The 5,759-nt window shown below is 61.6% G+C and carries 5 protein-coding genes; 3 read left to right on the top strand and 2 right to left on the bottom strand.

Annotation, left to right across the window (positions count from 1 at the left end; all coding sequences use genetic code 11):
* A partial coding sequence (gene emtA / locus QZ766_RS20210) for a membrane-bound lytic murein transglycosylase EmtA (protein WP_297206513.1) occupies positions 1-373 on the top strand: 373 nt, incomplete at its 5' end.
* 42 nt (positions 374-415) lie between these two features.
* Here emtA and treA read toward each other — a convergent pair.
* Positions 416-2,104 (bottom strand): alpha,alpha-trehalase TreA, encoded by a 1,689-nt coding sequence (gene treA, locus QZ766_RS20205; RefSeq protein ID WP_297206511.1) that lies wholly within the window; start codon positions 2,102-2,104, stop codon positions 416-418.
* A gap of 65 nt (positions 2,105-2,169) precedes the next feature.
* A complete protein-coding gene (locus tag QZ766_RS20200) occupies positions 2,170-3,126 on the bottom strand; it encodes a LysR substrate-binding domain-containing protein (protein ID WP_297206509.1) in 957 nt (318 codons plus the stop codon).
* A gap of 106 nt (positions 3,127-3,232) precedes the next feature.
* On the opposite strand from QZ766_RS20200, the gene QZ766_RS20195 reads away from it, so the two are divergent.
* Both QZ766_RS20195 and dbpA read left to right on the top strand, forming a co-directional pair.
* Positions 3,233-4,174, top strand: coding sequence for an amidohydrolase family protein (locus tag QZ766_RS20195; RefSeq protein ID WP_297206506.1), 942 nt, complete (start codon positions 3,233-3,235; stop codon positions 4,172-4,174).
* Between the two features lie 103 nt (positions 4,175-4,277).
* Positions 4,278-5,651 carry an ATP-dependent RNA helicase DbpA gene (gene dbpA / locus QZ766_RS20190; protein ID WP_297206503.1) on the top strand — a complete coding sequence of 458 codons (1,374 nt, stop codon included), beginning with the start codon at positions 4,278-4,280 and terminating at the stop codon, positions 5,649-5,651.
* Positions 5,652-5,759: the final 108 nt, after the last annotated feature.

Here is a 5,759-nt window from a genome sequence, read left to right as displayed (position 1 = left end):
GCAGCTCAAGGCTTCCACCGCCGGGCGCGAGGTTTATCGCTATATGGGCTGGCGCGGGCAGCCGTCCACCAGCGAGCTGAAGAATCCCGAACGGAATATTTCCATGGGCGCCGCGTACCTGAGCATTCTTGAACACGGCACGCTGGCCGGCATTGACGATCCGCAGGTGATGCAGTACGCGCTGGTGGTCTCTTATGTTAACGGCGCTGGCGCGCTGCTGCGCACCTTCTCCTCGGATCGCAAAAAAGCCATTCGAGAAATTAACGGGCTCGATAAAGACGAGTTCTTTGACTACATCGTCAAAAATCATCCGTCTTCGCAGGCGCCGCGCTATATCTGGAAAGTACAGAAAGCCATGAATGCCGTCGACTGACGGGCAAAAGAAGCGGCAGCCGGAAAGGCTGCCGCGGTGTGATTATGATTTAACGGCCTGCGCGGCAGCGGGTTCACCCGCAGCCGCGGGCCGCGCCTTCGGTACGCTGTCGCAGGGCTGCGCTTTCGGGCACAGCATATCCAGCATTTTCAGCGTTACGCCGTTGCTCCAGCCAAACCCGTCCTGCAGGGGATACTCGCCGCCGCCGCCTCCCGCGCCGGCACTGACCACGTCATACTTCTCTACCAGCTTCTGCTCCCGGTCGTAGGTGCGCTGCACGTTGCTCAGGAAGCGCCAGGTAATTTCCATCGCCACTTTGCTGCTGCCATAGTTGGTCAGGCCCTGCACCGCCACCCACTGCAGCGGCGCCCAGCCGTTAGGCTGATCCCACTGCTGACCGCTGCTGACGGTGGTGGTGGTAATGCCGCCCGCCTTCAGCAGCCGGGACTCGGCGACGCTGGCCATTTTGGCCGCCCGCTCTTTGGAAGCGGCGTTAACAAACAGCGGGAACAGCGCGGCGGCGGTCAGCTGGCCGCGCACCTGATGATTTTTCAGATCGTAATCGGCGTACCAGCCCGCCTTATTGTTCCAGAGATACTTCTCGATGGCCGTCCGGCGCGCGTCAGCCATCGCCGTATAGTGCCGCGCGGCATCGTCGTCTTTGGCAGCGATGCTTGCGCGGGCGAGCGTCTTCTCCATGCTGAACATCAGGGCGTTGAGATCCACCGGCACGATGCGGGTGGTGTGGATCGTGTTGAGCTTTTGCGGATCGTCCAGCCAGCGGGAGCTGAAGTCCCAGCCCGATGCCGCGGCGGCGCGCAGATCGCGATAGATTTCCGCCGCCGGACGCTCGGGATTACTTTTGGCGGTATTGATATCCTCAACCCAGGATTCAGGACGCGGCGTATCCCGCGCGTCCCAGTAGCGGTTTAGCAAGCTGCCGTCGGCCATTTTTACGACCCTTTCTGCCGCTTTACTTTTTTCCAGCCCGTCGGCGCCGGCCATCCAGTAGTCGTGCTCTTTTTTCATCTGCGGCAAATATTTCACCAGCGCAGTATCGCCGTCGCGGCTGGCGAGAAGCTCAACCATCAGCGAAAAGAAGGGCGGCTGGGAGCGGCTCAGGTAGTAGCTGCGGTTGCCGTTGGGAATGTGCCCCCAGGTGTCAATTTCGTAGGCGAAGTTATCCACCATGTCGCGAACGCTGTCCCAGCGGCCGCTCTCCGCCAGGCCCAGCATGGTGAAGTAGCTGTCCCAGTAGTAGACCTCGCGAAAGCGCCCGCCCGGCACCACGTAGGGCTTGGGCAGCGGCAGCAGGGAATCCCACTTCTCCACGCTGCCGGTGGTGCGGGTCAGCACCGGCCACAGGCCGTCAATATGCTGGCGCAGGCTCTGTCCTGTCGGCGGCGTGTACTTAGCGTTCTCTTTCGGGAGGGTGAAATTGAGGCTGACAAAGTGGCGAAGATCGAAGCTGCGCTGGCTCTGCTGCATCCGGTAGTCGGCGAGGATCGTCAGCGGATCGCCCTTAGGCACCGCGTCAGCGAAGGTTTTTTGATCGGGAAACAGCTTCGCGCTCTGCACGGCGTTAAACAGCGGGCCCAGCAGAATATCCGGCGGCGGGGGCGTTTTCACCTCATCCGCCCGGGCCGGAGCCAGCGAGAGCAGGGCGCAGCCTGCGGCAAAGGGTAAAACCAAAAGGAACGGGACAGGGCGGCGCAGAGCAGATTTTATCATCGAAGATTCTCCTTTCAGGCCCACAGCGTCGCTGCTGTGACTAGCCTTATCAAAACCTTAGCCGATTATTCTGCGCCGCGTGTGTCCGGCCTCCCATTTTCGACCATTGCGGATAAATCCGCCAGGGCGGGCCGCGACCTCCCGCGGCAAAAGGATTGCAGCGCTGAAAGCAGATGGCCCACCTGCGGGGATGCGCCGTGGCGCAGAGTGCAGATACGGATATCAACCGTACGATTCAGCCCGGCCAGCGGCCTGAAGGTGATGCCTGGTACGCCAACCTGGCGCATGCTTTCGGGCACCAGCGCGATGCCGTAACCTGCCGCTATCAGGGTCAGGGTGCTGAGGGTGCTGTTGGCGTAGTTAACAATGCGCGGCTCGGCGCTTAAAAAGGACGCAATCAGCGCCCGCTGGGTGGATTCCGCCTGCGGATTGCCGTACAGGATAAAGCTTTCGTCATGCAACTGCGCGGCGCTCAATTCGGCAAACCCGGCCAGCGGGCTGGCGGTGCTCATGCCGATTACCCAGCGGGAAGCGTGCAGCGTAAAGCTCTCCAGCGCGTCGGGCTCCTCTTCGGCGAAGGTCACAATCGCCGCGTCCAGCTCCCCCTCTTTTAGCCGGCGGATCTGCACGTGGTTCTCCGCTTCGATAAGTTCGATCAGCAGCTGCGGATAGCGGCTGCGGAAGTCTGCCAGAAAGGCCTGCAAAATGCCGGAGACGCCGGCGATACCGACGAAGCCAATCCGCAGCCGCCCGGCGTAGCCCTGCGCCAGGGTTTTGACCAGCTGTACCGCCCGGTCGCTCTTGCTGAGAATGGCTTTCGCTTCTTCATAAAACAGCGTCCCGGCCTCGGTCAGGCGCACGTTTCGACTGTCGCGAATAAACAGCGCCAGCTGCAGCTCGTTTTCCAGATCCTGGATCTGCCGGCTCAGCGCCGATTGCACGATGTTTAATTTTTCCGCCGCGCGCCCGAAGTGCAGCTGCTCGGCAACGGTGGTGAAATACCTGAGATGGCGAAGTTCCACGCTTATTCATCCTTTTTAGGCATCAATTGATGAAATCAATGAACTGGATGTATTGAAAATAGCAGGCTACCTTAGATCTACCAACACGAATCATGAGGTACAGGCTATGTCAGATTTTCAGCGTATTGATGTTCATCAGCACGTGGTTCCTCCGGTATGGGCGAAGGCGCTACCCGATCACGGCGGCGATCCTTCCGGCTGGGCAACGCCGACCTGGTCGCCGCAGCACGCGCTTGATTTTATGGATTCGCTGCAGATCCAGACTGGCGTTCTGTCGCTAACCGCGCCGGGCGTGGCGGGCTGGCAGGGCAAGGGCGCTGCCGACATGGCTCGCCAGGTGAATGAATACACCGCCAACCTCGTCAGCCAGCACCCGACGCGCTTTGGCAACTTTGTCACCCTGCCGCTGCCGGACGTGGACGCCGCCATCCGCGAGCTGGAGTATGCCTTCCGCGAGCTGCACGCCGACGGCGTGGTGCTGCTGACCAACTACAACGGCATTTACCTGGGGGACGCCCGCTTCCGCCCGCTGTGGCAGGCGCTTGACGACCTCGGCGCGGTGGTCTTTATCCACCCGACCAAGCCGCCGATGGACGTTATCCCCGGGATCCCCGGGCCGGTTGCCGACTACCCGATGGATACCACTCGCACGGCGCTGCATATGGTCAGTAACGGTGTGATGCGCACCTTCAAAAAAATGAAGGTGATTTTGTCCCACGCCGGCGGCTTCCTGCCTTATGCCGCGCTGCGCTTTGCCGAACTTATTCCGGTGCTCGATCCGCAGATAACCAAAGCATCAATGGTTGATGATCTGAAAGCATTTTACTTCGATACCGCCCTGTCCGGCGGCGACGTGACCCTGAAAGCGCTGTTGGCCTTCGCCAAACCGGGCCACGTCCTGTACGGCAGCGACTTCCCCTATGCGCCGACCTCCGTTGCCGTCTCCTTTACCGAAAGCCTCGATGCTTACGCCGGCTACCGCGACAACGAACAGGCGCAGATTAACCACTTGTCGGCAAGGGCGCTGTTTCCGCGGCTGAATAAGTAAATCGTTGACTGAAAAGAGGCGTCAGAAAGGGGCTCGGGTGGTATGATGAGCCCCTTTTTTATTGCCGCCGGCCCGCCCGCTGGCCAAACCGGAAATACCTATCGTGACCTCTTTTGCCGAACTCAATCTCCTTCCTGAAGAACAACTCGCCAACCTCAACGAGCTGGGCTACACCGCCATGACCCCGGTCCAGGAGGCGGCGCTGCCGGCCATTCTGGCAGGACAGGACGTTCGCGCGCAGGCCAAAACCGGCAGCGGTAAAACCGCGGCGTTCGGCCTCGGGCTGCTGCAGCACGTGGATGCCGCGCAGTTTGTTACCCAGTCGCTGGTGCTGTGCCCGACCCGCGAGCTGGCGGATCAGGTGGCAAAAGAGCTGCGCCGCCTGGCGCGCTACATGCCAAACATTAAAGTGCTGACCCTGTGCGGCGGCCTGCCGTTCAGCGTCCAGCGCGATTCGCTTATCCACGCCCCGCACATTATTGTCGCCACGCCGGGCCGCCTGCTCGATCACCTCAACAAAGAGACGGTGAACCTCGACGCGCTCAAAACCCTGGTGCTCGACGAAGCGGACCGGATGCTGGATATGGGCTTCGCCGAGGCGATCGACCAGATGATTGCCCACGCCCCCGAGGCGCGCCAGACGCTGCTGTTCTCCGCTACCTGGCCGAAGGCCATCGCGGCAATCAGCGCCCGCATCCAGCGTTCTCCGCTGGCAATTGAGATCGACAGCGTTGATGAGCTACCGGCGGTGGAGCAGCAGTTCTATGAAGTGGCCCGCGGGCGCAAGATTACCCTGCTGCAGCAGCTGCTCAGCAAGCACCAGCCCGCGTCCTGCGTGGTGTTCTGCAACACCAAAAAAGATTGTCAGGCGGTAATGGACGCGCTCACCGACAGCCGCCAGAGCGTGCTGGCCCTGCACGGCGATATGGAACAGCGCGATCGCGACCACACGCTGGTGCGCTTTGCTAACGGCAGCTGCCGGGTGCTGGTGGCCACCGACGTTGCCGCCCGCGGCCTCGACATCAAGGGGCTGGAGATGGTGATTAACTACGAGCTGGCCTGGGATCCGGAAGTTCACGTTCACCGCATCGGGCGCACCGCCCGGGCGGGCGAGGGCGGCTTAGCCATCAGCCTGTGCGCGCCGGAAGAGGCGCAGCGCGCCGCGGCGCTGGAGGAGATGCTGCACATGAAGCTCAGCTGGCAGACCCTGCCGGCGGGCACCAGCGTCGTCCCGCTGGAAGCGGAAATGGCGACTCTGTGCATCGACGGCGGTAAAAAAGCTAAAATGCGCCCCGGCGATATTCTCGGTGCGCTCACCGGCGACCTCGGCCTCAACGGCGCCGACATTGGCAAAATTGATATTCATCCGATCCACGCCTTCGTCGCCATTCGCGCTGCGGTAGCGCGCCAGGCCTGGAAACAGCTGCAGCAGGGTAAAATCAAAGGCCGGGCGGTTAAGGTCAGGCTACTGAAGTAACCGATGCCCCGCGGCGCGTGATTTCCGTAACAATCAGCGCCGCATCCGGGGTGCGCGGCACCAGCGCCCCCGGAAACTGTTCCTGCCACCAGATCCCGCTTCCGGGGG

Source organism: uncultured Pluralibacter sp. (assembly GCF_913775985.1).
In the GTDB taxonomy this organism is placed as follows: Bacteria; Pseudomonadota; Gammaproteobacteria; order Enterobacterales; family Enterobacteriaceae; genus Pluralibacter.
This window is presented reverse-complemented; position numbering and strand designations above follow the sequence as displayed.

What these genes read in the sequence shown, in the direction of transcription:
- treA (WP_297206511.1), bottom strand. Translation starts at nt 2,104, where the DNA reads ATGATAAAATCTGCTCTGCGCCGCCCTGTCCCGTTCCTTTTGGTTTTA.
- QZ766_RS20195 (WP_297206506.1), top strand. Translation starts at nt 3,233, where the DNA reads ATGTCAGATTTTCAGCGTATTGATGTTCATCAGCACGTGGTTCCTCCG.